Source organism: Roseobacter sp. SK209-2-6 (assembly GCF_000169455.1).
Lineage (GTDB): Bacteria > Pseudomonadota > Alphaproteobacteria > Rhodobacterales > Rhodobacteraceae > Pseudophaeobacter.
This window is the reverse complement of the sequence record NZ_AAYC01000002.1, coordinates 415,191-441,749: the sequence shown is the minus strand read 5'-3', so window position 1 is coordinate 441,749 and position 26,559 is coordinate 415,191. Positions and strand designations below refer to the sequence as shown.

General features: G+C 55.3%; 20 protein-coding genes and 1 pseudogene. 13 read left to right on the top strand and 8 right to left on the bottom strand.

The annotated features are described in order from the left end of the window. Nucleotides 1-29: 29 nt before the first annotated feature. Entirely contained in the window at nucleotides 30-2,051 is a 2,022-nt protein-coding gene (tkt, locus tag RSK20926_RS05240) for a transketolase (protein WP_037253950.1), read from the bottom strand. A gap of 265 nt (nucleotides 2,052-2,316) precedes the next feature. On the opposite strand from tkt, the gene RSK20926_RS05235 reads away from it, so the two are divergent. Both RSK20926_RS05235 and RSK20926_RS05230 read left to right on the top strand, forming a co-directional pair. Continuing rightward, the gene (locus RSK20926_RS05235; protein ID WP_008204901.1) at nucleotides 2,317-3,171 is read left to right on the top strand and encodes a hypothetical protein; all 855 of its coding nucleotides are present in this window, start codon (nucleotides 2,317-2,319) and stop codon (nucleotides 3,169-3,171) included. Beyond that, nucleotides 3,171-3,566, top strand: a complete 396-nt coding sequence (locus RSK20926_RS05230; protein ID WP_008204900.1) for a cell division protein ZapA — start codon at nucleotides 3,171-3,173, stop codon at nucleotides 3,564-3,566. The genes RSK20926_RS05235 and RSK20926_RS05230 overlap by 1 nt, the downstream gene beginning before the upstream one ends. A 109-nt stretch (nucleotides 3,567-3,675) precedes the next feature. Here RSK20926_RS05230 and grxD read toward each other — a convergent pair whose 3' ends face one another. From grxD to RSK20926_RS05210, 4 genes are all read right to left on the bottom strand, one after another. Further along, complete coding sequence (gene grxD / locus RSK20926_RS05225; protein ID WP_008204899.1) at nucleotides 3,676-4,038, bottom strand: Grx4 family monothiol glutaredoxin; 363 nt, start codon at nucleotides 4,036-4,038, stop codon at nucleotides 3,676-3,678. A gap of 284 nt (nucleotides 4,039-4,322) precedes the next feature. After that, entirely contained in the window at nucleotides 4,323-4,559 is a 237-nt protein-coding gene (locus RSK20926_RS05220) for a BolA/IbaG family iron-sulfur metabolism protein (protein WP_008204898.1), read from the bottom strand. A 159-nt stretch (nucleotides 4,560-4,718) separates the two neighbouring features. After that, entirely contained in the window at nucleotides 4,719-6,884 is a 2,166-nt protein-coding gene (gene purL, locus RSK20926_RS05215) for a phosphoribosylformylglycinamidine synthase subunit PurL (protein ID WP_037253947.1), read from the bottom strand. A gap of 560 nt (nucleotides 6,885-7,444) precedes the next feature. Next, nucleotides 7,445-8,350, bottom strand: coding sequence for a LysR family transcriptional regulator (locus tag RSK20926_RS05210; protein WP_008204896.1), 906 nt, complete (start codon nucleotides 8,348-8,350; stop codon nucleotides 7,445-7,447). 167 nt (nucleotides 8,351-8,517) lie between these two features. Between RSK20926_RS05210 and RSK20926_RS05205 the strand changes: the two genes are divergently transcribed. The 10 genes from RSK20926_RS05205 to RSK20926_RS05160 all read left to right on the top strand — a co-directional run bounded on the left by RSK20926_RS05205 (nucleotide 8,518) and on the right by RSK20926_RS05160 (nucleotide 20,300). Next, nucleotides 8,518-11,940, top strand: coding sequence for an indolepyruvate ferredoxin oxidoreductase family protein (locus tag RSK20926_RS05205; protein WP_008204894.1), 3,423 nt, complete (start codon nucleotides 8,518-8,520; stop codon nucleotides 11,938-11,940). 258 nt (nucleotides 11,941-12,198) lie between these two features. After that, nucleotides 12,199-13,077, top strand: a complete 879-nt coding sequence (locus tag RSK20926_RS05200) for a lysophospholipid acyltransferase family protein (protein ID WP_008204892.1) — start codon at nucleotides 12,199-12,201, stop codon at nucleotides 13,075-13,077. Nucleotides 13,078-13,087: 10 nt separating this feature from the next. After that, nucleotides 13,088-13,897: a glutamate racemase gene (gene murI / locus RSK20926_RS05195; RefSeq protein WP_008204890.1), complete on the top strand. Its 810-nt coding sequence runs from the start codon at nucleotides 13,088-13,090 to the stop codon at nucleotides 13,895-13,897. 138 nt (nucleotides 13,898-14,035) lie between these two features. Beyond that, nucleotides 14,036-15,064, top strand: a complete 1,029-nt coding sequence (argC, locus tag RSK20926_RS05190) for an N-acetyl-gamma-glutamyl-phosphate reductase (protein ID WP_008204888.1) — start codon at nucleotides 14,036-14,038, stop codon at nucleotides 15,062-15,064. A gap of 41 nt (nucleotides 15,065-15,105) precedes the next feature. Then, entirely contained in the window at nucleotides 15,106-15,552 is a 447-nt protein-coding gene (ccmE, locus tag RSK20926_RS05185) for a cytochrome c maturation protein CcmE (RefSeq protein WP_008204886.1), read from the top strand. 179 nt (nucleotides 15,553-15,731) lie between these two features. Further along, entirely contained in the window at nucleotides 15,732-16,343 is a 612-nt protein-coding gene (locus RSK20926_RS05180; protein WP_008204884.1) for a holin-associated N-acetylmuramidase, read from the top strand. Continuing rightward, nucleotides 16,334-16,918: a holin family protein gene (locus RSK20926_RS05175; RefSeq protein WP_008204883.1), complete on the top strand. Its 585-nt coding sequence runs from the start codon at nucleotides 16,334-16,336 to the stop codon at nucleotides 16,916-16,918. The genes RSK20926_RS05180 and RSK20926_RS05175 overlap by 10 nt, the downstream gene beginning before the upstream one ends. Nucleotides 16,919-16,987: 69 nt before the next feature. After that, on the top strand, nucleotides 16,988-18,946 hold the full coding sequence (locus RSK20926_RS05170; protein WP_008204881.1) for a heme lyase CcmF/NrfE family subunit: 1,959 nt from the start codon (nucleotides 16,988-16,990) through the stop codon (nucleotides 18,944-18,946). Further along, nucleotides 18,943-19,431 (top strand): cytochrome c-type biogenesis protein, encoded by a 489-nt coding sequence (locus RSK20926_RS05165; protein WP_008204879.1) that lies wholly within the window; start codon nucleotides 18,943-18,945, stop codon nucleotides 19,429-19,431. The genes RSK20926_RS05170 and RSK20926_RS05165 overlap by 4 nt, the downstream gene beginning before the upstream one ends. A gap of 92 nt (nucleotides 19,432-19,523) precedes the next feature. Then, nucleotides 19,524-20,300, top strand: coding sequence for an enoyl-CoA hydratase-related protein (locus RSK20926_RS05160; RefSeq protein ID WP_008204877.1), 777 nt, complete (start codon nucleotides 19,524-19,526; stop codon nucleotides 20,298-20,300). 94 nt (nucleotides 20,301-20,394) lie between these two features. On the opposite strand, the gene RSK20926_RS05155 is transcribed toward RSK20926_RS05160, so the two are convergent. From RSK20926_RS05155 to gltX, 3 genes and pseudogenes are all read right to left on the bottom strand, one after another. Next, nucleotides 20,395-21,345, bottom strand: coding sequence for a calcium-binding protein (locus tag RSK20926_RS05155; protein ID WP_008204875.1), 951 nt, complete (start codon nucleotides 21,343-21,345; stop codon nucleotides 20,395-20,397). Nucleotides 21,346-21,627: 282 nt separating this feature from the next. Beyond that, nucleotides 21,628-22,923, bottom strand: a complete 1,296-nt coding sequence (gltA, locus tag RSK20926_RS05150; RefSeq protein WP_008204873.1) for a citrate synthase — start codon at nucleotides 22,921-22,923, stop codon at nucleotides 21,628-21,630. A 130-nt stretch (nucleotides 22,924-23,053) separates the two neighbouring features. Further along, nucleotides 23,054-24,455: pseudogene (gene gltX / locus RSK20926_RS05145) on the bottom strand (glutamate--tRNA ligase). 78 nt (nucleotides 24,456-24,533) lie between these two features. Between gltX and RSK20926_RS05140 the strand changes: the two are divergent. Continuing rightward, the gene (locus RSK20926_RS05140; protein WP_008204867.1) at nucleotides 24,534-26,549 is read left to right on the top strand and encodes a ComEC/Rec2 family competence protein; all 2,016 of its coding nucleotides are present in this window, start codon (nucleotides 24,534-24,536) and stop codon (nucleotides 26,547-26,549) included. The last annotated feature ends 10 nt before the right edge of the window (nucleotides 26,550-26,559 follow it).

Below are 26,559 nucleotides of genomic sequence, written 5' to 3'. Positions count from 1 at the left end.
GTTTTTGTCTCTCTAGTGAAAAGATCTGATCAGCCGATCAGCACTTTCACCTTGGCAACAGCGGCTTCTGCGGTGATGCCGAATTTCTCAAACAGCTCGCCAGCAGGGGCCGAAGCGCCGAAGCTGTCCATACCAATGAACCCGGCTTTCTTTTCCTGGCCGCGCTCACCCAGGAGCCAACGGTCCCAGCCGCCTGCGCGCACAGCTGCTTCGATGCCGACGCGAACCGGACCCGGAGGCAGGATCTTACGACGATAGGCCTCATCCTGCTGGGCAAAAAGCTCCATCGAGGGCATCGAGACCACACGGGTGCCGATACCTTCGGCCTCTAGCTTGGCCTTTGCATCCATTGCCAGCGAGACTTCGGATCCGGTTGCGATCAGGATCGCCTGGCGCTTGCCTTCGGCTTCAGCCAGGACATAGGCGCCCTTGGAGGTCAGGTTCGAGAGTTTATGCTCGGTGCGCAGGGTCGGCAGGTTCTGACGGGTCAGCACCATGACCGAAGGGGTGGATTTCTCGGTCAGAGCAATCTCCCAAGCCTCTGCCGCTTCTACCGCATCCGCCGGACGGAACACATTGGTGTTCGGGGTAGCGCGGCAGATCGCCAGATGCTCAACAGGCTGGTGGGTTGGACCGTCTTCGCCAACACCGATGCTGTCATGGGTCATGACAAAGACCGAAGGGATCTTCATCAAAGCGGCCAGACGCATGGAGGGGCGGGCGTAATCGGTGAAGCAGAAGAAGGTTCCGCCATAGGCGCGGATACCACCATGGAGCACCATTCCGTTCATCGCGGCAGCCATGCCGTGCTCACGGATGCCCCAATAGACATAGCGGCCTTTGCGGTTGTCGGTGTCAAAGACACCCAGGTCGCCGGTTTTGGTATTGTTGGAACCGGTGAGATCGGCAGAGCCGCCAACGGTTTCTGGCATCACCGGATTGATTGCAGCCAGTGCCATTTCAGAGGCCTTGCGGGTAGCAACCTTTGGCTGCTCTTCCGAAACCTGCTTTTTCAGCGCCTTGATTGTAGCCGAGAGCTTCTTTGGTGCTTCCAGCGCATAGGCCCGGTTGAATCGATCCTGCTTTTGTTGGGAAACTTCCGCAAAACGGGCTTCCCAGGCGACGCGCTCGGCTGCGCCGCGCGAACCAATGGCTTCCCACTGGGATTTGATGTCAGCGGGGACTTCAAAAGGACCAGTTGTCCAGCCATAGGCTTCTTTAGCCGCCGCCATCTGATCTGCATCCGTCAATGCGCCGTGACCCTTGGAAGTGTCCTGCGCTGCGTGACCCAATGCGATATGGGTTTTGCAAGCAATCATCGAAGGTTTCTTCGATTTCTTGGCTGCGGTAAGAGCCTCGTCAATGGCCACTGGATCATGGCCGTCGATTTCGATCACCTGCCAGCCCGAGGCCTTGAAGCGCTGCACCTGGTTGGTGCGGTCAGACAGTTCAACGGTGCCATCGATGGTGATGTTGTTATTGTCCCAGAGAACAATCAGCTTGCCCAGGGAGTGACGCCCGGCGAGGCCGATGGCCTCTTGGCTGATGCCTTCCATTAGGCAGCCGTCACCGGCGATCACATAGGTGTGGTGATCCACGATCTTGCGCCCATATTGGGCACGCTGCATTTCTTCGGCCATGGCAAAACCAACGGCATTGGCAATACCTTGACCCAGGGGACCAGTGGTGGTCTCAACGGCGTCAATTAGGAAGTTCTCTGGGTGACCGGCGGTCAACGCTCCCGTCTGGCGGAAATTCTTGATCTGCTCCAATGTCACCTGTTTGTCACCGCAGAGGTACAAAAGAGAATAGATCAGCATCGAGCCGTGACCGGCAGAGAGGATAAAACGATCGCGATCGGGCCACTGAGGGTTCGCCGCGTCAAACTTCAGGTGCTTTTCAAACAGCACAGTTGCAACATCGGCCATGCCGATGGGCATACCGGTATGGCCGGAGTTGGCGGCGGCGACGGCGTCCAGAGCGAGGGCGCGAATGGCAGCGGCCTTGTTCCAATGATCGGGGTTGGCTGTGCGCAGGGCTGTCAGATCCACAGAACTGTTCCTTTGGGTTTCCAAGCTGGTTAGGCGCTCAATAGCAGTGACAGAGCAAAGATCAAGCTTTCTGCGCCATTCCTTGCTTGCAACACGAAGGCAGCCGCGCAAGTGCTTGAAAGCAAACAGGGGGTGTTTTACCACTAGTTTTTGTAAGCTGGCTTGGAAAACCGAGCCCCTTTGCGATTCGCCAGTGAGTAATCTGCAAAGTGTCAAAGCAGACGGGTTAAAACGCGGCCAGATGGGCGATGGATGAGGGACAGGCATGACGCAGATTGATGAGTTGCAAAGCCGTATTCTGAACGCGATGGAGCGGATCAGCACTGGCGTTGGAAAGTTGGAGCAGGCCTGTGCCAGCGCCCAAGAAGAAGCACGCGCCGCCTCTGACAATACTGAACTTGAGACCGCCCTTGATGAGGAGCGCACCGCCAACGCGCAACTCGAAGAGCGGGTAAAGCTCCTACACGAGCGGCTGAAAGAAGCAGAAGCCAACGCGGGCTCGGGCGCGAGCGGGGAAGATGTTGCAGCGATGCAGGCCGAACTGGAGCTGCTACGAAATGAGGTTGGCAACGACGTCGAAAAGGAAGCACTGAAACTTGAGGTGCAGCGATTGAAATCCGAGCTGGAAAGTTCTGGAAATGAAGCTGCGGCAAACAAGGAAGCGCTTGAAACCAAGGTCGCCGAGTTGACTGAAGAAAAACAGACGCTTGTCACGGAATTGGCAGAGGCTTCCAGCGGCAGTGAAGACATCGGTTCAGCCGTGGATCAAGCCGCATTGGAAGCAGAGAATGCAACACTGAAGTCACAGCTGGAGGCGGCCCAAAGCGCTGCGTCATCTGCGTCTTCCGCTGCAAACGACGAAGCTCTGCTGCGGTTGGATGCGGAACTGCAGAAACTACGGCTTGCAAATGAGCAGTTGCGTTCTTCCAATGCAGCGTTGCGCGATGCCAATGCTCAAGGGTTGCCAAGTGCAGATCTGATCAATTCTGCACTGACGGCGGAAGTAGAGGGACTGCGTGCAGCAAAGGCCAGCGATGATGCACAGGTCAATGCGGTACTTGCCAAACTTGAGCCCCTGCTTGCCAATGCCCAGAACCTGCCGGAAGGGGAGGAAGCCTAATGCCCGAAGTTACAATTCATATCGGTGGCCGTGGATTTGAGGTGTCTTGCCAGGAAGGCGAAGAGAGCTATCTGCACTCCGCAGCCAAGATGCTGGATGATGAGGCGCAGGTCCTCTCTGACCAGATTGGCAGAATGCCAGAGGCGCGTATGCTGTTGATGGCAGGGCTGATGCTTGCGGATAAAACCGCAGCGGTCGAAGATCGAAACAATGAGGTCGAAGCTGAGCTTGATGCGCTAAAGGCGCAGTTGGAAGCTTTGAAAAATGCACCTCCGCCAGAGCCCGAGCGTATCGAAGTGCCGGTTGTACCCCCACAGGTTCCGGAAACACTGGCGGAGCTGGCCGCCCGTGCAGAGGCCCTGGCTCAGCAGATAGAGGAAAAGGCTGCCTCTTAATCGGAAAGGCGCCTTCGGAGAAGCGCTTTAGGTATACTTGAAAGAAAAACCTGCCCAAGCTTTCGCCTGGGCAGGTTTTTTCTTCACTGATGATCAGATGATCTGTGGCTTAGCCGTTGGCTTCCCGGATCTTGTCAGCAGCTTCTTTGTTAAAAGCAACACCATTGTCATCAAACATGGTGTCCAGTTCACCGGAGAGGGTCATCTCGGTGATGATATCGCAGCCACCGACAAACTCACCTTTGATGTAGAGCTGCGGAATGGTGGGCCAATCAGAGTAATCCTTGATGCCTTGACGGATCTCTTCGTCTGCCAGCACATTTACATCGGTGTATTCCACGCCAATGTAGTTCAGCACGCCCGCAACGCGGGACGAAAAACCGCACTGCGGCATTTCCTTGGTGCCCTTCATAAAGAGCACAACATCGTTGGCTTTGACGGTTTCATCGATGCGGCTATTTGCGTCGCTCATTGTATTTCCCTTAGGTTGCTGCGCAATTTGGCGCATTCATCTAATGTTTCGATTTGCCCAGCGTTGGTGTGCTGCGGCTTTCCGCTGATTTTCTTCTTGAGTGCGTTCTACGCTTTCCAAATCAGTTGCTTCTTGTCCAAGCGCAACCTTCCTTTCTGATTTGGAGGGCGAGTTGGGTCTTGATCTGCTCAAGGGCTTGTGTCGCTTCCTTCTCGACAGGGCCGGAAAAGCAAGGACAAGGATCAAAGCGGCCAACGCTGCCCATAAGAACCAATCAGATAAGCTCACTCCGGCGCTTTGGTCGTCAGGGCGAGGGCATGCAATTCCCCATTGGAGCCATCCATCTTACCTTTTAGTGCCGCATAAACAGCGCGTTGTTGCTGAATACGGTTTTTGCCGCGAAAGCTTTCGTCCACGACCATGGCGGACATATGCACCCCATCATGGCCAGCCACCTGGATTTCCGCCTCGGGGAAACTCTCGCGCAGAAGGTCTTCGATTTCTTGGGCTTGCATCGGCATGTGCTATGTCCTTGATCTGGGTCTTATGTTTGAATTTAGGATGGCACCTGGGGGAGTGCAAGCTTCCTTCACCGCTTCAAGACCGGAACCCCGGTTAGAGCTATTTGTGAAAAAGGCGCGCCATTTGGCACGCCTTTGAACCATAGGTTTGGGCAGCGCTTAAGCGACGGCTTCGGCAAAGCTGCTGCGGTAGATCTCAGAGAGCTCTTCCAATGAGGCTTCGCTACCACCGATTTTCACGGCTTCACCGGTGAATTTGCCAACTGTGGTCAATGGCACACCCGCCTGACCTGCGGCCAGCATCAGAGCCTCTGCCTGGTCAAAGTTGCAGGCGACAAGGTAACGCGCCTGATCCTCACCAAAGAGTGTGGGGGTGTCACCGGCGTCGATTTGAACGCCGACCCCTGCCGCTTCGGCCATCTCGAACGCCGCCAGTGCCAGGCCGCCATCGCCAAGATCGGTGCAGGCTTTGATGAAATCGCGGTTGGAGCGGATGAACTCACCATTGCGTTTTTCAGCTGCCAGATCCACTGCAGGGGCGTCGCCGTCTTCACGATTGAAGACTTCGGCCAGCAAGGCGGATTGGCCCAGATGACCGATGGTTTCGCCAACCAAAAGGGCGACATGGCCTTCGCGGGCTTCGCCGATGATGGCTTCTTCGTCGGCCGCAACCAGACCTACGGCGCCAATTGTTGGCGTGGGCAGGATGCCTTGACCATCAGTTTCATTGTAGAGCGAGACGTTGCCGGAAACGATGGGCATATCCAATGCTGCAACCGCTTCGCCGATACCTTTGATGGCACCAACAAATTGCCCCATGATTTCGGGCTTTTCGGGGTTGCCAAAGTTCAGGTTGTCGGTCGAAGCCAGCGGCTTGGCACCGACGGCCGACAGGTTGCGATAGGCTTCGGCCACCGCTTGTTTGCCACCTTCCACCGGGTTCGCCTTAACGTAGCGTGGGGTCACGTCAGAGGTGAAGGCCAGTTTCTTATCGGTGCCATGCACGCGGATCAGGCCAGAACCCACGCCCGGACGTCGCTGGGTGTCGCCCATGACCGTGGTGTCATATTGCTCATAGACCCATTGCTTGCCCGCGTAATTGGGAGAGGAGATCAGCGCCTTCAGGCCATCGATCGGGTCGATGGTCGGGACATCTTCATCTGTCAGGGCCTCTGCCGCTGGGGTTTCCACCCAAGGGCGGTCATATTCCGGGGCGGTGGAGGAGAGTTTGGACAAAACCAGATCAGCCTTCACTTCACCGTTGTGCATGATCAGGAAGCGGTCTTCTGCGATGGTTTCGCCAACGATGGCAAAATCGAGGTCCCATTTCTCGAATACTGCGCGGGCTTCGGCCTCAAGCTCTGGCTTTAGCACCATCAGCATGCGTTCCTGAGATTCCGACAGCATCATTTCATAGGCTGTCATATTCTCTTCGCGCTGGGGTACGTTCTCCAGATCCAGGCGCACGCCAAGGCCGCCCTTGTCGCCCATTTCCACCGCTGAGCAGGTGAGGCCAGCCGCACCCATGTCCTGGATCGAAATCACCGCGCCGGTCTGCATCAGCTCCAGCGTGGCTTCCATCAGGCGTTTTTCGGTGAAGGGGTCGCCAACCTGAACGGTAGGGCGCTTTTCTTCGATGGTGTCGTCGAATTCTGCGGAAGCCATGGTGGCGCCGCCGACACCGTCACGACCGGTTTTTGCACCCAGGTAAACAACCGGCATGCCAACGCCAGAAGCGGCGGAATAGAAAATACCGTCGGTCTTAGCCAGACCGGCTGCAAAGGCATTGACCAGGCAGTTGCCATTATAGGCCGGATGGAAGCGAACCTCACCGCCGGCGCAGGGCACACCAAAACAGTTGCCATAGCCGCCGATACCTTCAACCACACCATTGACCAGCTGGCGGGTCTTGGGGTGGGCGGTTTCGCCAAAAGACAGGGAGTTCATCGAGGCAATCGGGCGTGCGCCCATGGTGAAGACATCACGCAAAATGCCGCCAACACCGGTGGCGGCACCTTGATAGGGTTCGATGTAGGAGGGGTGGTTGTGGCTTTCCATTTTGAAAACCACGGCATCACCGTCACCAATGTCGACGATGCCAGCGTTTTCACCGGGGCCGCAGATAACCTGTGGACCTTCGGTTGGAAGAGTGCGCAGCCATTTCTTGGAAGACTTGTATGAGCAGTGCTCATTCCACATGGCCGAGAAGATGCCAAGTTCGGTGAAGCTGGGTTCGCGTCCGATGATCTCCAGGATCATCTCGTATTCCTCGGGCTTCAAACCGTGGTTTGCGATCAGTTCGGGTGTGATGGCTGGTTCTTGCATGGCGCTGTTTTGGCCCCCCATGGCTGCTACTGTCGCGGCTTTTAGAGCAAGCGTGTCTATTGGGAAAGGGGGATTCTAAGGTGCCAAAACGATCCAGAATGGTTCGCAACTGTGTGTATCCCGCTTCGCGACCAGAATGGCGCTTGATTAAAACTCTCAACGTCGGTCCTTCGAAAGTGACCTCAGAAGGGGCAAAAGGAGTAGAGAACTGCCTGATCTCTAGGCAGGGGGAGCTTTAAAGCCTCTGTACGAACCCAGAATGTGGCTTATCCTTGTGTTCTGCGCTGAGCCAGACAATCAATATGGCATCTGGTAAAAAGGTCTTAGGCAAATAACTCGAGTGAAGAGCTTCCCTGCGCGATAGAGATAGACTATGTAATCTGCTGCAAAAAAAAGGCCGAGCACTAAGCTCGGCCGAAGTCCAACAGGGAGGTATGAAGTGTGGCGCTAGCCACCGTCTTCATAAGCTCCATTTAGGGTCAGCCATTCGCCCCTTCAAGGGTTTTAACCCTTTGATAAGATCATTCCCGATATGCATTGTGTGCATAGCTATGGAAATCCTATAGTTTTCCTAGCTCTTTCATGTGCTTGCGGTGGGCCATGATCTCTGTTTGGACAAAGTCACGGAACGCGGAAACCCGTTGCGAATGGCGAAGTTCTTCTGGGTAGGCCAGATAAACCGGTACACCGCTGTTTTCGTCGCTGTGAAGGACCTCGACCAACTCCGGAAATTCTTCGGTTACATAGTCCGGTAGAATACCAATGCCCAAATCATGCAGGACCCCCTGCAGCACGCCAAAGTAGTTGTTCACTGTCAGTAGAGAGGCTGGGTTTCGTGTCAGTAGGCTTTTTACCAGAACAGAGGCGGACCCAACCTGGGCAGAGCGTTGGTTTTGACAAATCAGGCGGTGCTTATCGATGTCATCCACAGTGGCGGGGGTGCCGTGTTCATCCAGGTATTTGCGTGAGGCATAGAGGCGCATCTGAACCGTCATCAGGCGTTTGCGGACCAGATCCGCCTGGCTCGGCTCTTTCATCCGGATTGCAACATCTGCTTCGCGCATCGGAAGGTCCAAAACACGCTCTTCCAGCATGAGGTCCACTTTGAGATTCGGATATTGCTCGTAGAGCTTGGTCAGGCGCGGCGCCAACCAAAGCGTTCCAAAGCCAACCGTGGTGGTAACGCGAAGCTCGCCAAAGACCTCTTCTTCGCTGTCGCGGATACGGGCAGAGGCAGCCTCCAGCCGGGCGGACATGGATTTTGTCGCGTCAAAAAGCAGCTCCCCTTGTTCAGTCAGAATCAGCCCACGGGCGTGACGGTGAAATAGGGTCGCGTTCAGGCTTTCTTCCAGTGCGCGGATTTGCCGACTGACTGCAGATTGCGACAAGTTCAGCTTATCCCCGGCGTGGGTCAAACTGCCCGCATCAGCTACCGCGTGAAATATTCTTAGCTTGTCCCAGTCCATTTCCGTCACTTTCGATCAGTCAGTTGCAGCCTATATGAAATCTTGGATTTGTATCAGTTTTACGCGACGGCGCGAGGGAAAACTTCAAAAAAATGATTGTTAAGGTCAGTAATTATGACCTAATATTACAGCAAGCATTGCAAGCTAATTGAGGTTGGGAGGACCGGATGAGCAAGCAGAAGATTTCCCTGAACGATAAATACGACCTCGAGAAGTCACCAATCATGCTGAATGGCACGCAGGCTTTGGTACGCCTGATGCTGATGCAAAAGCACCGTGATATTGCTGCGGGTTTGAATACTGCGGGGTTGGTGACAGGCTATCGTGGTTCTCCGCTAGGTGCTGTAGATATGCAAATGCAGCGCGCACAAGCGCAGCTTTCAGCGGCTGATGTCACCTTTCAGTACGGTCTGAACGAGGATCTGGCTGTCACTGCCCTCTGGGGCGCGCAGCAAGCTGAGGCGCGCGGTGAAGGCAAGTATGACGGGGTGTTTGGCCTGTGGTACGGCAAAGGCCCGGGGGTTGATCGTTCCGGTGATGCGCTGCGCCATGCCAATATGGCGGGCTCTTCCACACATGGTGGTGTCCTGGTTGCCATGGGCGATGACCACACGGGCGAAAGTTCAACTGTTTTGCACCAATCAGAATGGTCCTTGTTGGACTGTTATTTGCCGATCGTCAGCCCGGCCGGTGTTCAAGAAATTCTGGACTACGGCATCTATGGTTATGCCTTGTCGCGGTTTTCTGGTCTTTGGGTTGGTTTGAAAACCATGAAGGACACGATTGAGGTCACCTCTGTTGTGGATGGGGATCCTGATCGCATTCAACTGTTCACGCCTGAGTTTGACATGCCAACCGACGGTCTAAACCTGCGCCTGAACGACGACAGGTTCCGCCAGGAAGACCGTATCATCGACTACAAGCGCTTTGCTGCCGAAGCCTTTAGCCATGCCAACAAAATGGACAAGCGTGTTTGGGGAAAACCGGGTGCCAAAATCGGTTTTGTGGCTGCTGGGAAGAACTGGCTGGATCTGACCCATGCGCTTTCCCTGCTGAACATTGATGAGGCCATGGCTGAGCGGCTGGGAATCACTACCTATAAGGTGGGACAGGTCTGGCCGATGGATATGAAGGGCTTCAATGACTGGGCCGAAGGCCTTGATTTGATTGTCGTCGTTGAGGAAAAACGCAAGCTAATCGAGATTCAAATCAAGGAAGCAATCTTTGATGATCGCCGCGGTCGGCGGGTCTATGGTTGGTACAAGGGTGGCGCGGGAACTGTACACCGTGAGGAGCTTTTTCCAACAAAGTTTGCCCTGGATCCCATCATGATTGCGGAGAAACTGGGCGAGATCCTGATCGAAGAAGGACGCGATACTGAAGCGATCAATGCAGGACTTTCTGCTTTGGCAGAGGCAAGGCGCGCAGATAATGCCGAAGAAATTGCTTCGCGCCTGCCTTACTTCTGTTCTGGCTGCCCTCATAATTCCTCCACCAAACTACCCGAAGGTAGCCGCGCCTATGCAGGGATCGGCTGCCACTTCATGGTTCAATGGATGGACCGGGAAACCCTGGGTTTCACCCATATGGGAGGTGAGGGAGCGAACTGGATCGGTGAGGCGCCGTTTTCCAAAAGAAACCATGTTTTTCAAAATCTTGGAGATGGAACCTACAACCACTCCGGTGTTCAGGCGATCCGGGCGGCCCTCGCTGAAGGGACCAATATCACCTATAAGATCCTGTTCAATGACGCGGTTGCCATGACCGGGGGGCAGCAAGCTGAGGGGGGGCTGACCGCGTATCAGATTGCCCATGAGCTAAAAGCGATGGGGGTGAAAACCCTGGCTGTTGTCTATGATGACAAAGAGGAGGTCGAGCCCAAGCACTTTCCCGCGGGCGTTCCCCTGCATGAGCGCGCTGAGTTGATGGACGTGCAGCGGAATATGGAACAGGTCGAGGGGGTCTCCGCGATCATCTATATTCAAACCTGTGCTGCTGAGAAACGTCGTCGCCGTAAAAAAGGTGAGTTCCCAGACCCGGATATGAGAGTCTTTATCAACTCTGATGTCTGTGAGGGATGTGGCGATTGCGGGGTTCAATCCAACTGTGTTTCCATTGTTCCAAAGGAGACGGAGCTTGGGCGCAAACGTGCCATTGATCAAAGCTCCTGCAACAAGGATTTCTCTTGTGTCAACGGGTTTTGCCCCTCGTTCTTGACAATCGAGGGCGGCAAGATCCGCAAGGAAGCGACAGCCGAACTCAAACTCCCGGATCTGCCGTTACCGCAGCTGCCAAAGATTGACGGAACCCATAATGTGGTGATCACGGGCGTCGGCGGCACCGGCGTCGTCACCATCGGTGCGGTCTTAGCCCAGGCCGCGCAAATCGACGGATTGGGCGCTGGCATGATGGAGATGGCAGGTCTGGCGCAAAAAGGTGGTGCGGTTCATATCCATTGCCGCTTGGCCAATAAGCCAGAAGATATCAGCGCCATTCGGGTTGCCACTGGGGAGGCCCATGCGCTGATTGGCGGGGATCTGGTTGTCAGTGCGGGGGCCAAAACCATAGGCCTGATGCAGAGTGGGAAAACGGGTGCAGTCGTCAATAGCCATGAGATTATCACCGGCGATTTCACCCGTGACACCAATTTCCAACTCCCCTCAGATCGGTTGCAACTTGCACTTGAAGCACGTCTTCAGGGGCAGTTGGACCTGTTCGATGCTTCGGATCTGGCGCGTGCGACCATGGGAGATTCCATTTTCTCCAACATGATGGTCTTTGGTGCTGCCTGGCAGCGTGGTCTGATCCCGGTGGGCTATGATGCAATTTGTGAGGCGATCAGTCTGAACGGTGCGGCAGTCGAGCGGAACCTGCGTGCCTTTGAGATCGGCCGCTGGGCCGTTGTGGAACCTGAAGCTGCGGCAAAGATTTCCAAACCTGCGAATGTTGTAGAGCTTCCAAAGACACTGGAAGAAGAAATCGCTTTTCGCCGGTCCCAGCTGGTGGCGTTTCAGGGGCCTAGGCTCGCCAAGCGATATGATCGCTTGTTAGATCAGGCACAAGGCGAGCGGATCAAAGAAGCAGTTGCAAAAGGTTATCATAAGCTACTGGCCTATAAGGATGAATATGAGGTCGCGCGCCTTTTGTTGAAGAGTCGTGATCAGGCCGAGGCGGAGTTTGAGGGGGATCTGAAAATCTCCTTCAATCTGGCGCCACCGATCTTGGGTGGCAAACGCGTCAATGGACGACCGCAGAAGCGTAAATTTGGCCCAGGGATGGAGCGATGGCTGCGTCTGTTGAGCAAGTTAAAACCCCTGCGTGGCACACCTCTTGATCTGTTCGGCTATACAGCAGAGCGCAAGATGGAGCGCGCTCTTATCAAGCAGTATGAGCGCGACATGAAGGAGTGGCTGCCAAAGGTGAATAAGGCCAATCTTGACGCTTTGGTCGCTTTGGCGGAGCTGCCTTTGCAGATCCGTGGCTTTGGTCCCGTCAAACTGGCGAGTGAAGCAAATGCGGCCAAGCGCCGTGAAGAGCTTTTGCTCGCACTTCGCCAGGAGCCAGAAGTGCTCAAGGACGCTGCGGAATAGAGCCTGCCTTGATTGCCCTCTATCTGGTCCCGTGAAAGAAGAGCTGCCCTGAACGGGGCAGTTTCTTCTCTTATGCCGGGTAATTGTTCGGCCTTTTTGGCGCGGGCTTATTGGCCATTGTTCCAAAACTCCCTTGGAGCCAATGATAGGGCGTTGCTATGTCATTTTGCTGTCACTTTGGTAATTTAGCAGGTCTACTTGAACTGGCGCCTAACTGATTGGGTAGAAAAAGGATCGTAAAGAAGCGGGGGAATCATAGTGGTGAAGGGCAATCACATCGCGCGTGAAATCTCATATGCCCATTCTGCTTCCAATCCAGCTGGTAGGGCGCTGATCAGGCTCTTGGAAAATAGCACCGGGCGATTGGGACTGATCGAGCGTGCGGCGGGCTATGAGAGGGAGGTCGCCGAGGGTGCTTGTTTCTGGACCGTTATGGCCAGGCGTTTTGGCCTGTCCCTGGAGGTGACTGGGGGCAACCTGAAAAGCATTCCGCCAAAAGGGCCCGTCATTGTGATCGCGAACCACCCCTACGGGATTCTGGATGGGCTGATGATGGGGCAATTACTGGCGCAGACCCGTGGGGAATTCCGTATTCTGGCTCATCAGATTTTCCGCCGAGCCAAGGATTTGGAGCAGGTGATTTTGCCCGTGTCATTTGATGCCACACGGGAGGCTCAGCAGACCAATCTAACCACCCGTCGGCTGGCGCTGAATTACTTGGGGCAGGGTGGTGCCGTCGGGGTCTTCCCAGGCGGAACCGTTTCAACCGGGTTGCGACCCTTCTCTCACCCGATGGACCCGGGCTGGCGCGGCTTTACCGCCCGAATGATTGCCAAATCCAATGCGACAGTGGTGCCGGTTTTCTTTGAGGGTCATACGTCACGAATGTTTCAAATCGCCAGTCATCTGCATAGCAATTTGCGGATGGGGCTTTTGATCAATGAATTCAGGAAACGGGTGGATACACAGGTGAAAGTTGCCATCGGGGAGCCAATTGACCGTGAAATGCTTGCGCCCTTGATGAAAGATACCAAAGCAGTGATGGATTTCCTGCGAAAAGCCACGTATGAGCTGTCACCAGTACCACTCAAATCCTGTGCTTATGGGTTTGAGTTCGAGGAGAAACATCGCGCCTGAAAGTGAGATCATGGCTGTAGGTATCTTTGATTCTGGCTTGGGCGGATTGACCGTCCTGAATGCGGCACAATCCCGTCTCCCGGATGTGGATTTTCTGTATTACGCGGATAGTGCCCGCGCGCCCTATGGGGTGCGAGATGCAGAAGATATCTACCAGCTCACAAAAAAGGCCGTTGCGGAAATGTGGTCCAAGGGCTGCGATTTGGTGATCCTGGCCTGCAATACCGCCTCTGCGGCGGCGTTGCGGCGCATGCAAGAAGAAGGCCTGCCCGAAGGCAAACGGGTGCTTGGGGTCTTTGTCCCTCTGATCGAAGCCCTCACTGAACGGCAATGGGGCGACAATAGCCCACCGCGCGAAGTTGAAGTGAAGCATGTGGCACTTTTTGCCACACCAGCGACGGTATCCAGCCGCGCCTTTCAACGTGAACTCGCTTTTCGGGCCATTGGCGTCGATGTCGAGGCCCAGGCCTGTGGCGGCGTAGTGGATGCGATCGAAGATGGCGACCTGATTCTGGCAGAAGCCCTGGTCCGTAGCCATGTCGATGCGCTGAAACGCAAAATGCCCGAACCCCAGGCAGCTATTCTTGGCTGTACCCATTACCCTCTGATGGAGCAGGACTTTCAGGCCGCTCTGGGTGAAGGTGTCAAAGTGTTCAGCCAGGGTGCTTTGGTGGCCGACAGCCTTGCGGATTACCTGGAACGGCATCCACAGATGCTGGGCAGCGGCACAGGTGGATATTTCACCACTGGTGATCCAGCCAAGGTCAGCAATCGTGCGACACAGTTTCTCCGACGAGAAATCAATTTTGAGGCCGCCTGAGCTTTAGATGGCATCGGGGCAGGGCGCGGACTTGTGCTCTTTATGTGTTCTAGCGCAAAGACCGACCTTGCTCATTCCCCTTAGAACCCGTGCAACCCCTGCGCGGCGTGACATTCACATCGAACGACGAGGTCTCAGATGACCCATAAAGTGGCTATCCTTGGTGCCAGTGGCTATACTGGTGCAGAACTGATCCGGCTGATCGCAGGTCACCCAAATATCGAAATCAAAGCTCTCGCCGCAGAGCGTAAGGCGGGGATGGAAATGGCGCAGGTGTTCCCGCATCTGCGTCACATGAAACTCCCAACGCTTTGTAAGATTGGTGAAATCGACTTTTCAGAAATTGACCTCTGCTTCTGTGCACTGCCGCATAAAACCAGCCAAGAGGTTATCTCTGCTCTGCCGAGTGATCTGAAAATTGTCGATCTTTCTGCCGATTTCCGCCTGCGGGACCCGGCAGAATACGAAAAGTGGTATGGCAACCCGCATTCGGCGGTCGAGATACAGAAAGAAGCGGTTTATGGTCTGAGCGAGTTCTACCGCGAAGAAATCAAATCCGCGCACCTAGTTGCGGGAACCGGCTGCAACGCTGCCACCGGCCAGTTTGCTCTGCGTCCCCTGATCTCTGGCGGGTTGATTGACCTGGACGACATCATCCTCGATCTGAAATGTGCGGTTTCCGGCGCCGGGCGGGCCCTGAAGGAGAACCTGCTGCATGCGGAGCTGAGCGAAGGCTATAACGCCTATGCCGTTGGTGGCACTCACCGTCACCTTGGTGAGTTTGATCAGGAATTCTCAGCGCTCGCGGGACGCCCGGTCAAAGTCCAGTTCACCCCACATCTGGTCCCTGCCAATCGCGGGATTCTGGCCACGGTCTATGTCAAGGGCGATGCGCAGGCGATCCATCAAGCGCTGGCCACGGCCTATGCTGCGGAACCTTTCCTGGAAGTACTTCCCTTTGGCGAGGCACCAAGCACCCACCACGTGCGTGGCTCGAACTTCTGCCATGTCGGGGTAGCCCAGGATCGGATCGAAGGGCGTGCAATCGTGATTGCCGCTCTTGATAACCTGACAAAAGGTAGCAGCGGCCAGGCCTTGCAGAACGCTAACCTGATGTTAGGTGAAGAGGAAACGGCGGGCCTGATGATGGCGCCGCTCTTCCCTTGATCTTTTGATGATCTCTACCAAGGCCTAAGGAGGCTTGAGAGATGAAAAACTTGAAAAAACAACGCCGTATACAGGTCATTGCTCTGGCGACTGTGGCCCTTGTGGTGGCCACCGCCTTGATCGGCTACGCCATGCGCGATGGGATCAACTATTTCCGCTCCCCTAGCCAGGTTGCCGAAGCCCCACCACCCGCAAGCGAAGTTTTCCGCATTGGTGGTCTGGTTGAAGAGGGCAGTCTGGTGCGCGGGCAGGGGGAAAAAGTGCGGTTTTCCGTAACCGATGGAGGTGCCAGTGTTTCGGTCACCTACGCCGGTGTTCTGCCGGATCTCTTTGAGGAGAACCAAGGCATGGTGGGAACCGGTCGTTTGGTTGATGGAGTGTTTGAAGCCAGTGAGATCCTGGCCAAACATGATGAGACCTATATGCCCAAAGAGGTTGTAGACGCGTTGAAAGAGCAAGGCGTCTATCAGGAGCCCGAAGAAAGCTGAACTAAGAAACCTGTTGGTTTTCGACTGCCCTCCTGGAGCCTCGCTTCAGGAGGGTTTTGTTTTTGATACCTCGGGCGTAGCTGCGATTTTTTTGGTGTTGCCCCAGCACTGCGCGCTGAGTTGCCAGAGTTTTGTTGCTTCCCGCAGATCCTCTTCCGGAGCTTGCAGGAGGTTCGACCATGCGCAGTATTGGTGAGATTGCCAGGGAAATCGTAGGTAGAGAAGGTGGGTTTGTGGATGACCCAGATGATCCAGGTGGGGTCACTAATTATGGGGTCACACTAAAGACACTCCGCCGTCTTGGCCTAGATTTAAACAATGATACCAAAATCAACCGGCAAGACCTGATGAATCTCTCTGCCGATCAAGCTGTTGAGATCTTTATCATTTACTATTTTGACAAACCGGGGATTGCGCAACTTCCAAAAGAGATCCAGCCGTCGGTTTTCGATATGTATGTGAATGCAGGTGGCAATGCGGTACGGATCCTCCAGACCCTTTTGCGCAAGATGGGATATGACATCATTGTGGATGGCATCCTGGGGCCGCAGAGCTTTGCAGCGGCGCGTTCCGCTTCCAGGGTGGACGGGATCGCGTTGCGGGATGCCTATGGGATTGCGCGTAGGACCTATTACTTCCGTCTTGCAGATCGACGGCCTGCCAGCCGAAAATATGCCCGCAGCCGAAATGGTGGCAAGGGCGGGTGGATAAAACGCGCAGAGGAGTTCATCTCTCCCGGTTACCGGCTGAGCCCTGAAGAATTTCAACAACGGGTGTCGAAATGGGGATGATCTCTGATCTGATTGCGGCCCTCTTTGGTGACCGCAGGAATCTTCTGAAAGAAACCGTAGAGGTTTTCAAGGAGAACAGTGAGGCAGGGGCAGAGCGGGCGCATCAAAGTCGGAATGCAGCGCTCATACAGTTTGCAGCCGAATTCAGGCCCGAGAGGCGTGGTTTTTTTGATCGGGCAATGGATGCCATCAACAGACTGCCACGGCCAATGCTTGCGCTTGGGACCTGCGGCCTTTTTGCCTCTGCCATGATGGAGCCTGAGTGGTTTGCAGAGCGTATGCTGGCGCTAGCTTTGGTCCCTGAACAGCTTTGGTGGCTGCTTGGAGGCATTGTTTCATTTTATTTTGGCGCCCGTCACCAGGTGAAGTATCAGGAATTTCAAAGGCAGATTGCTCGTCAGGCACAGGGTGTGTTGTCCCACCGCAACGCTCGTAGAGCCTTGTTCGATCAGGAGAATCCACGCGAAGAAACCACGGATCAAGATGCGGAGCTTACACTTGCGGTTTTACGCCAGGAAGAGAACCGCGCCCTCTCGGATTGGCGCCAAAAACAGGCCAGCCCAGAAGAAAAGTGAAGCAACTGCGGCCCCAAAACGCAGGCTTTACCATTGGCCTTCGCAGGTCGAAGGCCTATAGACAAAGGCATGATTACAGAGCTCGGTCACTTCGCCCTCATTCTGGCCTTTATGGTCGCTATTGTGCAGATGATTGTCCCGCTGGTTGGGGCCCATAAGCGATGGCCAGGTTGGATGGCCATTGCTGAACCAGCAGCCCAGGCGCAGTTCTTCTTTACTGCTTTTGCTTTTGGCGCTCTGGTCTGGGCCTTTGTGAGTTCTGATTTCTCCTTGCGCGTCGTGACTTTGAACAGTCATTCGGCAAAGCCGCTCCTCTATAAGATCTCAGGGACCTGGGGGAACCATGAGGGTTCGATGCTGCTCTGGGTTCTTATCGTTACCCTCTTCGGCGCCTTGGCCTCTGTTTTCGGCGAGGGTTTGCCACAGACCTTGAAGGCCCGCGTTCTGGCCGTACAATCCGCCATTGCAGTGGCATTTTTTGCCTTTATTCTCTTCACTTCCAATCCATTCTTGCGGCTGGTTCAACCCCCTTTTGACGGCCAGGACCTGAACCCGCTGTTGCAGGATCCCGGATTGGCCTTTCATCCGCCCTTCCTATATCTCGGTTATGTCGGACTCTCGATGGCCTTCTCCTTTGCGGTGGCCGCCTTGATCGAAGGCCGAATTGATGCTGCCTGGGCTCGCTGGGTGCGCCCTTGGACCTTGGCGGCCTGGATCTTCTTGACCATCGGCATCGCGCTTGGCTCATGGTGGGCTTACTATGAGTTGGGTTGGGGCGGCTTTTGGTTCTGGGATCCGGTCGAGAATGCCTCTTTTATGCCCTGGCTTCTATCTGCAGCTCTGCTTCACTCTGCTATCGTGGTGGAAAAGCGTGAGGCCCTGAAAAGCTGGACGATCCTCCTTGCGATTTTGGCCTTTGGATTCTCTCTCATCGGTACCTTCATTGTCCGGTCCGGGCTTTTGACCTCGGTGCATGCCTTTGCCAATGACGCCGAGCGTGGGGTATTTATCCTCCTGATCCTGGCCTTCTTTACTGGCGGCGCGCTGACACTGTTTGCGATGCGCGCCCAGGAGATGCAGGCGCGTGGCGTCTTTGGCGTTGTCAGCCGCGAAGGCGCCTTGGTCGCCAATAACATTCTGCTGGCCGTTGGCTGTTTTGTGGTCTTCTTCGGCACCCTTTGGCCGATTGTTGCGGAAATGGCCTTTGGGCGGAAACTCTCTGTTGGACCGCCTTTCTTCAATTCGGCCTTCATCCCCTTCATGGTTGTCCTGGGGGCCATCCTTCCTGTTGGGGCGATGCTGCCTTGGAAACGGGGGCGTCTTTCAGCCACTCTGTGGAAACTGCGATTTGCGCTCGGGCTTGCCCTCGCACTCGCGACTCTGACCTGGGCCATGCAGACTGGACGCAGCGCGCTTGGCCCAATTGGCCTTTTCCTTGGCGCCTGGATGGTGTTTGGCGCCCTGGTTGACCTTTGGAGCCGGACCGGTAGTTTGCCGCGCCTTGCACGTCTGCCTAGGGCGGATTGGGGCAAGGCCGTTGCCCATGCCGGATTTGGTGTCACTGTCTTTGCGATTGCCGGGCTAACCGCCTGGGAGCAGGAGGATATTCGCGTCACTGCGATTGGTGAGCCTTTCAGTGTTGGTGCTTTTGAACTGACCCTGGATAAAGTTGCGCGCGAAAGAGGGCCCAATTACTTTAGCACCGTGGCGACGGTCACCATTCGCAAAGACGGCAGGCTAGAGACGGTTCTTTATCCTGAAAAGCGCGACTACCCAGTGGCTCGTATGCCCACTACTGAGGCCGCAATCGATTATCGTTTCCTGCGTGACCTTTATGTGGTGATTGGGGATCGGCAAGCAGATGGCGGCTGGACCGTTCGGACCTATGTCAAACCCCTTGCGAACTGGATTTGGGGCGGCTGTCTCTTGATGTCCCTAGGTGGTTTGCTGAGCCTTAGCGACCGCAGGTTCCGTGTCGCAGCCGGAGCGCGCAAGAAACTGGCCGGTACAAAGGTGGCTGCAGAATGAACACTGGCAAAACACCAAACCGCAGCCTTTTGTACGTCGCACTTCTGGCGGCTACTCTGATGGCACCTGGACCTAGCTACGGTGTGGAACCGGATGAAATCCTTGAGGACCCTCAGCTGGAAGAGCGCGCTCGTCTATTGTCGCAGGACCTGCGCTGCCTCGTCTGCCGCAATGAGAACATCGATGAATCCAATGCCGAGCTCGCGCGCGATCTTCGTATTCTCGTGCGCGAACGGTTAGTTGCAGGCGATAGCAATGATGCAGTGATCGACTTTGTTGTGGACCGCTATGGCGAATATGTTCTGTTAAAGCCAACCACAACAGGGGCCAATTGGTTGCTTTGGGCCGCCGGCCCGATCATGCTCCTGATGTCCTTACTCACGGCCGGGGTTTTTCTGCGGGGACGAAAACGGGCCAGCGAGACGCCAGAGACTGAGCTTAGCGAGGATGAGCAGAAGCGATTGAAAGAAATTCTGGACCGGTGACGCCGGGTCTGGGTTTTACATCACAGTTCTTTGCGTCAACATCTGCGACAACAGGATGTGCTTGTCACAACCCGCAAATCCATGAGGCATTGATGGAATACAAAGATATACTCTATTCGCTGGAAAACGGCCTGGCAGTTGTCACCTTGAACCGGCCCTCCAAGATGAATGCTCTGACCAGTCAGATGCGGGCAGAGATCACCCATGCAATGCGCCGTGCTGCTAGCGAGGCCCGCGCGGTTGTTCTGACAGGTTCCGGTGATGCTTTTTGTTCGGGTCAAGATCTGAGCGATGCATCGGGAACAGGTGATCTGGATCTGGAACGTACGCTGCGCGATGAATACAGCCCGATGCTGGAGGCCATTTACAATTGCCCAGTGCCCACAATGTCGGTTGTCAACGGGCCTGTCGCGGGGGCAGGGGCCAATATGGCCCTGGCGGCTGATGTGGTCATCGCCAAAGAAAGCGCCTATTTTCTGCAGGCCTTCGCCAAGATTGGCCTGATGCCTGATGCGGGTGGAACCTGGTTCCTGCCGCGTCAGATGGGTCTGGCCAAAGCTATGGGGGCCGCACTTTTTGCGGATAAGATCTCTGCCAAGCAGGCCAGTGACTGGGGAATGATCTGGGAAGCAATTCCAGACGAAGAGTTTGATGCGCATTGGCGCGCGCGCGCAAAATACCTGGCCGAAGGACCAACCAAGGCCTTTGGTGCGATCAAAACCGCCATTCGTCATAGCAACGGCAATAGCCTGCCAGAGCAGCTCTCGGAAGAGGCACATCTGCAAGGGCAATGCGGTAAGAGCCGGGACTTCCTCGAAGGTGTGACGGCCTTTCTGGAAAAACGCCCCGCCAAGTTTGAAGGCCGTTGAGCCTACGCGCCGAATCAACGCCGTTTTTTGACAAAACAGCCCCTAAACCAAGCAGGTTTGGGGGCTGTCTTCAGTTGTGACCTAGGGCAAGAATCTAGCGCATCGGAGAGGCGACAGCGCGAACATGTGTCGCAATAGAGAAGTTATCGCCCGCGTTTGCGAGAAACAGGACTTCTTCGCCATCGGCGTATAGTCGGACGTCGGTTGTTCCGTCAGAGTTTGTCGTTGTCGTTGCAGCCATTTCAGGCGGCGTTCCAAGCTGGTTGTAGCGATAGACGATCATGTCTTCGTCGACATCAAAATCGGCAACGGTGGCGAATTCATCTGAGCTCAGCCAGTCGCCAGCCACAAACTCATCCTGGCCCTCACCACCTGTCAGGGTGTCATCAGCACCACCAATCAATGTATCATTGCCCTCACCGCCATTTACAGTATCAGCGGTCTTGTCATCAAAGATAACGGTGTATCTGTCGCCAATGCTTCGTGGATCGTGGCCATCGCGGAAATCGTCGATGGCATCTTCCCCGGTCACGGGACTGTTGAAGATAATGGCGCCGCCGTTGACCAAGTCATCACCAGAACCACCCTCCACGCTGTCAGCACCGGCGCCACCATGCAAGGCGTCACCTCCAAATCCGCCAAGCAGAGTATCTTGCCCGGAATCGCCCTGGAGGTAATCTTGTTGCTGATTTCCGGCGAGCTGATCATCCCCCGCGCCACCCAACAAAACATCCAATCCGGTTCCGCCAAGAAGGGTATCGTCACCCTCTTCACCATACAGAAGATCAGATCCATCTTCGCCCTGCAGCAGATCATCACCGCCGTGGCCATATTCGGTGTCGTTGCCGGTGCCACCAGTTAGGTTGTCGCTCCCATCGAGCCCTCCAAGGAGATCGTTACCGTTTCCGCCCGCGAGAAGGTCATCGCCATTGCCGCCAACAATCGTGTCGTCTCCGGCGGTACCTTCCTGGCTATGTCCATCGTTACCGTCGTCGGATCCGCTGTCCCCAAGGGCAAGGAAGCCTGCCGCCAAGCCCAAACTCATGAGTGTTAAAAAAAGCAAAGAAATGCCTCACTTCTGAATCAATAGGTTTTTCGGAAGCCGGGTGGAAACTGGGAAAAGGACATAGAAAAAATAGGCCGACTGCTGAGGAAACTTTATCTAAAATTGTTTTAAGGGTCCATAATGCACCTTAGTGTAAGGTTAACTGTTCTCCTTCCAGCAACAATCGAGCTTCCGGCGCTGAGATGGTTGCTTGAAGCGAATGAAAAAACCTCAGCGCCGGGGCGCTGAGGTTTGAATAAATCTCGCAAAACCTAATAGGTCTTAGCGATTCTCGATATCCACATAGTCGCGATCTGTCTGCCCAAGGTACAGCTGACGAGGACGGCCGATTTTGTTTTGCGGATCGGCGATCATTTCTTTCCACTGCGAAATCCAGCCAACGGTGCGCGATAGCGCGAAGATGGGCGTGAACATCGACGTGGGGAAGCCCATCGCTTCCAGAATGATCCCCGAGTAGAAATCCACATTTGGGAAGAGCTTCTTCTCTTTGAAGTAGGGGTCGTTCAGCGCCGTTTGCTCCAGCTCTTTGGCGACCTGCAGCAGAGGGTTGTTTTCAACACCCAGGAGTTCCAGAACCTCATCCGCGGATTGCTTCAGAACGGTCGCCCTAGGGTCGGTGTTCTTATAGACCCGATGGCCAAAACCCATCAAACGGAAGGGGTCGCTCTTATCTTTGGCGCGTTCGATGAACTCCGGAATGCGATCAACAGTGCCGATTTCCTTGAGCATCTCCAGGCAGGCCTGGTTGGCGCCACCATGGGCAGGGCCCCAAAGACAGGCAATGCCAGCTGCGATGCAGGCAAATGGGTTTGCACCCGAAGAAGACGCCAGACGCACCGTCGAAGTAGAGGCGTTTTGTTCATGATCCGCATGCAGCGTAAAGATCCGGTCCATCGCGCGGCTGAGGATCGGGTTTACGTGATATTCCTCCGCGGGCACAGAGAAACACATATGCAGGAAGTTCGCCGCATAATCGAGATCATTGCGGGGGTAAACAAAAGGCTGGCCGATAGAGTACTTATAGGCCATCGCCGCAATGGTTGGCAGCTTGGCGATCAAACGGACCGAGGCGACCTCACGCTGCCAAGGGTCCGAAATATCGGTGGAATCGTGATAGAAAGCCGACATCGCACCGACAACACCGACAAGTGTTGCCATTGGGTGTGCGTCGCGACGGAAGCCACGGAAGAAGTTGTGCATCTGCTCATGCACCATTGTGTGGCGCGTAACACGGGCTTCGAAATCTTCCAGCTGAGTAGCTGAGGGAAGCTCACCGTAGAGGAGCAGATAGCAGACTTCTAGGTAGTGGGATTTGCTGGCCAGCTGATCGATGGGGTAGCCCCGGTGCAGCAATTCTCCTTTGCCGCCATCGATAAAGGTGATGGTGCTGTCGCAGCTCGCGGTTGAGGTGAAACCAGGGTCATAGGTAAAGACACCGGCCTGTGCATAGAGTTTGCGGATATCCAGAACATCAGGTCCGGCCGTCGGCGAGAAAATGGGAAGCTCGTAATCCTGGCCATTCAGGCTGAGCTTGGCTGTCTTCTGTGTCTCGGTCATAGATGTCCCTTCCTGTAACAGGCACATTCAGGCCATGTATTTCGCGGCCCAAAGTGCAGGTTGCACCCGCGCGCGTACCGCGCTGGTGCGTTAGTATCCGAACAGGCTTACTGACCGGTTAAGGACTTGTTCAGCCTGTCGCCTCCTGAAGCCGGGCCAGTGTTTCATCACGGCCCAGTATCAGCATCATGTCAAACACCGATGGTGTTACCGCTCGGCCAGCAAGCAAAGCCCGCAACGGGGCGGCCAACTTACCGAACTTTGTGTCTTGGGCCTCTGCAAAGTCATTGAGAAGCGCTTCAAGATCATCACGAGACCAGCTAGCATTTTGCAGCTGCGGCGTCAATTCACTCAGTATACCGTCGGATACATTAGCCAGAGCTCTTAGCAGCTTTCGCATCGGGCTCTATGGGGCGGCTTGTTAGGATAAAATGTGCTTTTTCAAGCAGGTCCGGGAATGTTCGTGCACGATCCTTGAGGCAATACATCGCACGTTCAAGATTTGCTGACTGAACGTCATCCAATGGGGCTTGACCTGCGGATTCGAGATAGGCCTGAATTTCGTGCCGCAATGCAGCATCGTCGCCAACCGCTATATGCTGACCAGAGAGGTTTTCCAACTTCTTAGTGTCAAATCGGGCAGGGCTTTTGCCGATCCCATCGAGACCAAACCATTCCTGCGCCTGTTCATCACTAAAGAACTCATCATCCCCGTGGCTCCAACCGAGCCGCGCCAGGTAATTGCGCATGCCTGCGGCACTGTAGCCCATGGCCTGGTACTCTTGCGCACCTAGGGCTCCGTGACGTTTCGACAATTTCTTGCCGTCGGGCCCATGGATCAGCGGGATATGTGCCCAAATAGGTACGTCCCACCCCATGGCGTCATAGATCATCATTTGCCGGGCGGCATTGTTGAGATGATCGTCACCGCGGATCACATGAGTCACCCCCATGTCGTGGTCATCCACAACCACCGCCAGCATGTAGACAGGGGTTCCGTCAGAACGCAGAAGGATCATGTCATCCAGCTGGCTATTCTTGATGGTGACGTCTCCCTGAACCTGATCGCGGATGACAGTCTCGCCTTCCTGGGGGGCTTTGATGCGAATGGCGTATGGTGCATCTGGATGATCTTCGGGGGCGGAATCCCGCCAAGGTGAGCGGTAAAGTGTTGATTTTCCTTCAGATTTTGCGGCGTCACGGAAGGCGGCGATTTCGTCCTGAGTGGCAAAGCACTTATACGCCTTGCCAGCTTCCAGAAGCTGCTCTGCGACTTCTCGATGACGCGCGGCACCCTCAAACTGACTTACAACTTCGCCATCATGATCCAGGCCAAGCCAGGCCAGACCCTTCAGGATTGCCTCGGTCGCCTCTGGTGTTGAGCGCGCGCGATCAGTGTCTTCGATCCTCAGTAAGAATTTTCCACCGCGGCCCCGTGCAAAAAGCCAGTTAAAAAGAGCTGTTCGGGCACCGCCGATGTGAAGAAACCCTGTAGGAGAGGGTGCGAAGCGGGTGACGACCGGTTTGGACATGCGGTGATTTACCTTTTGGAAACCAAGATTGATGTAGATTTTCCGTCTGTCTACCTAGCCCGGAGGCTTGGAGCAAGCATGCTGGCGCTACAGATCATCGACCAGGCATTGCAAAGGCAGCGCGGTCATCTGCTGCCCTGGGTTCCAATTTGTCTGGCGTTGGGTATTGGCCTCTTCTTCTCGTCAAAGTCTGATCCTTCACAAATCCTGGCCATTGGGCTTGGACTTCTGATCTTGCCCCTTGTTTTTCTGGCAAAAGGGGATGCGGTTTGGCGGCTTCTTCCGCTTGCAGTTGCATTGATTCTCCTCGGGTTTTGCTGCAGCGCTTTGCGGAGTTATTGGGTCGCTGCGCCTGTTCTGGAGGGGCGCTACTATGGTCCTGTAGAGGGGCGACTTGTCTCCATCGATCGGTCTGGCAGCGATCGTTTGCGTCTGGTTCTGGAAGAGGTTTTTCTGCCAGGTGTCGACCGGGAGAGAACACCTGAGCGCGTCAGGATCTCTATCCAAGCAGATCGATGGCATCTAGCGCCCGGCGTGCGTCTAGCCGCGACAGCGCATCTGATGCCACCACAGGGACCGGTTGAACCTTTTGGCTTTGATTTTCGCCGTCACGCTTGGTTCCTCAGGCTGGGAGCGGTTGGCTATAGCGCCGCTCCAATCATGGTGATGAAGCCGACACCGGCAAATTGGATGCAGAGCCTGCGATGGCGCCTGTCCGAAGGATTGCGCAACCGGCTTCCAGGGGAGCCGGGGGCGGTCTCAGCAGCTATTACCACGGGTGATCGCAGTGCGGTGTCGCAGCGTACACTTAGGCTATTGCGTGAAAGCAACCTGGCGCATTTGTTGGCCATTTCGGGGCTACATATGGGCCTACTCTCGGGATTCGTTTTTTCCCTTTTCCGCTTTGTTTTTGCGCTCTGGCCTGCCTTTGCACTGCGCTATGAGGCAAAGAAGATTGCTGCTGCTTGTGGCCTCTGTGCGGCAGTCTTCTACCTGTTTTTGTCCGGCGGGAGTGTGGCCTCGCAAAGGGCTTTTGTTATGGTCGCGGTGTTCTTCTTGGCGATTTTGTTGAACCGCCGTGCGCTCTCTCTGCGGTCCGTTGCGATAGCTGCGATCTTGATCTTGGTAATTCGGCCGGAAAGCTTGCTGAGCGCGGGGTTTCAGATGAGTTTTGCTGCAACAACAGCGTTGGTTGTCACTTTTTCATGGCTTCGTGAGGCACCCGCTTTTGAGATGCCACCGGTTCTTCGACCGCCGGTCGCATTGCTCATATCATCCTTTGTTGCTGGGGCTGCGACAGCGCCCTTTGGGGCTGCGCATTTTAACCTCCTATCGCACTACGGTTTGCTTGCAAATCTCCTGGCGGTTCCGGTTATGGGGATTGTGGTCATCCCTGCGACGGTTCTGGCCCTGTGCCTGCTGCCTTTGGGACTGGAATGGATCGCGCTGAGGTTTGTTGAAATGGGATTGTCCTGGATCCTTGCAGTCGGGGAATTTGTTGCCACGCTTCCAAATTCGCAGAGCTCAGTTCAGGCGGCGAACCCATATGTGCTTCCGGTCATGAGCTTTGGCGCATTGTTTGTCTTTCTCTGGCGGGGAAAGGCACGATGGCTTGGGGGGATCCCGGTGGGGGTGGCACTTGTGGTCTGGGCGATAGATCAACGCCCATTGCTGCTTATTTCGCCGACTGGGGGATTAGTTGGTGTGCTTCAAGAAGAAGGGCGCTCTCTCTCGCGATCTGAAACCCAAAGTTTTGCCGCATCCAACTGGTTGCGCAGGGACGGGGATGACGCCACCCAATTTCAAGCGGCCCAAAGGGCGAAGGGGCCAGCAGCTTTGCCTGGGATTGTTCGCTTTAACCTGCAAAAGGGGGAGATTGTTCACTTCCAGGGCAAGAGGGCGACGAAAGAGGTTCAGACATGCAACGCAGGCGACATTTTTGTTTCAAATACAGCGTTGAAAGCCTCGGGCGGATGCCGTGTTTTTACCCCGGATGAATTGTCACTACATGGCAGCGTCCAGATGGGAGTGGATGGGAAGTTTCTTACGGCTCGGGACGTGACCGGAGAACGCATCTGGAGCAACTGGAAATAGAGAGGGGATA

What these genes read in the sequence shown, in the direction of transcription:
- RSK20926_RS05180 (WP_008204884.1), top strand. Translation starts at nt 15,732, where the DNA reads ATGCGCAGTATTGGTGAGATTGCCAGGGAAATCGTAGGTAGAGAAGGT.
- argC (WP_008204888.1), top strand. Translation starts at nt 14,036, where the DNA reads ATGACCCATAAAGTGGCTATCCTTGGTGCCAGTGGCTATACTGGTGCA.
- RSK20926_RS05160 (WP_008204877.1), top strand. Translation starts at nt 19,524, where the DNA reads ATGGAATACAAAGATATACTCTATTCGCTGGAAAACGGCCTGGCAGTT.
- murI (WP_008204890.1), top strand. Translation starts at nt 13,088, where the DNA reads ATGGCTGTAGGTATCTTTGATTCTGGCTTGGGCGGATTGACCGTCCTG.
- gltA (WP_008204873.1), bottom strand. Translation starts at nt 22,923, where the DNA reads ATGACCGAGACACAGAAGACAGCCAAGCTCAGCCTGAATGGCCAGGAT.
- RSK20926_RS05175 (WP_008204883.1), top strand. Translation starts at nt 16,334, where the DNA reads ATGGGGATGATCTCTGATCTGATTGCGGCCCTCTTTGGTGACCGCAGG.
- RSK20926_RS05205 (WP_008204894.1), top strand. Translation starts at nt 8,518, where the DNA reads ATGAGCAAGCAGAAGATTTCCCTGAACGATAAATACGACCTCGAGAAG.
- RSK20926_RS05220 (WP_008204898.1), bottom strand. Translation starts at nt 4,559, where the DNA reads ATGCCGATGCAAGCCCAAGAAATCGAAGACCTTCTGCGCGAGAGTTTC.
- RSK20926_RS05230 (WP_008204900.1), top strand. Translation starts at nt 3,171, where the DNA reads ATGCCCGAAGTTACAATTCATATCGGTGGCCGTGGATTTGAGGTGTCT.
- grxD (WP_008204899.1), bottom strand. Translation starts at nt 4,038, where the DNA reads ATGAGCGACGCAAATAGCCGCATCGATGAAACCGTCAAAGCCAACGAT.
- RSK20926_RS05170 (WP_008204881.1), top strand. Translation starts at nt 16,988, where the DNA reads ATGATTACAGAGCTCGGTCACTTCGCCCTCATTCTGGCCTTTATGGTC.
- RSK20926_RS05155 (WP_008204875.1), bottom strand. Translation starts at nt 21,345, where the DNA reads ATGAGTTTGGGCTTGGCGGCAGGCTTCCTTGCCCTTGGGGACAGCGGA.
- RSK20926_RS05235 (WP_008204901.1), top strand. Translation starts at nt 2,317, where the DNA reads ATGACGCAGATTGATGAGTTGCAAAGCCGTATTCTGAACGCGATGGAG.
- RSK20926_RS05140 (WP_008204867.1), top strand. Translation starts at nt 24,534, where the DNA reads ATGCTGGCGCTACAGATCATCGACCAGGCATTGCAAAGGCAGCGCGGT.
- RSK20926_RS05210 (WP_008204896.1), bottom strand. Translation starts at nt 8,350, where the DNA reads ATGGACTGGGACAAGCTAAGAATATTTCACGCGGTAGCTGATGCGGGC.
- RSK20926_RS05165 (WP_008204879.1), top strand. Translation starts at nt 18,943, where the DNA reads ATGAACACTGGCAAAACACCAAACCGCAGCCTTTTGTACGTCGCACTT.
- purL (WP_037253947.1), bottom strand. Translation starts at nt 6,884, where the DNA reads ATGCAAGAACCAGCCATCACACCCGAACTGATCGCAAACCACGGTTTG.
- ccmE (WP_008204886.1), top strand. Translation starts at nt 15,106, where the DNA reads ATGAAAAACTTGAAAAAACAACGCCGTATACAGGTCATTGCTCTGGCG.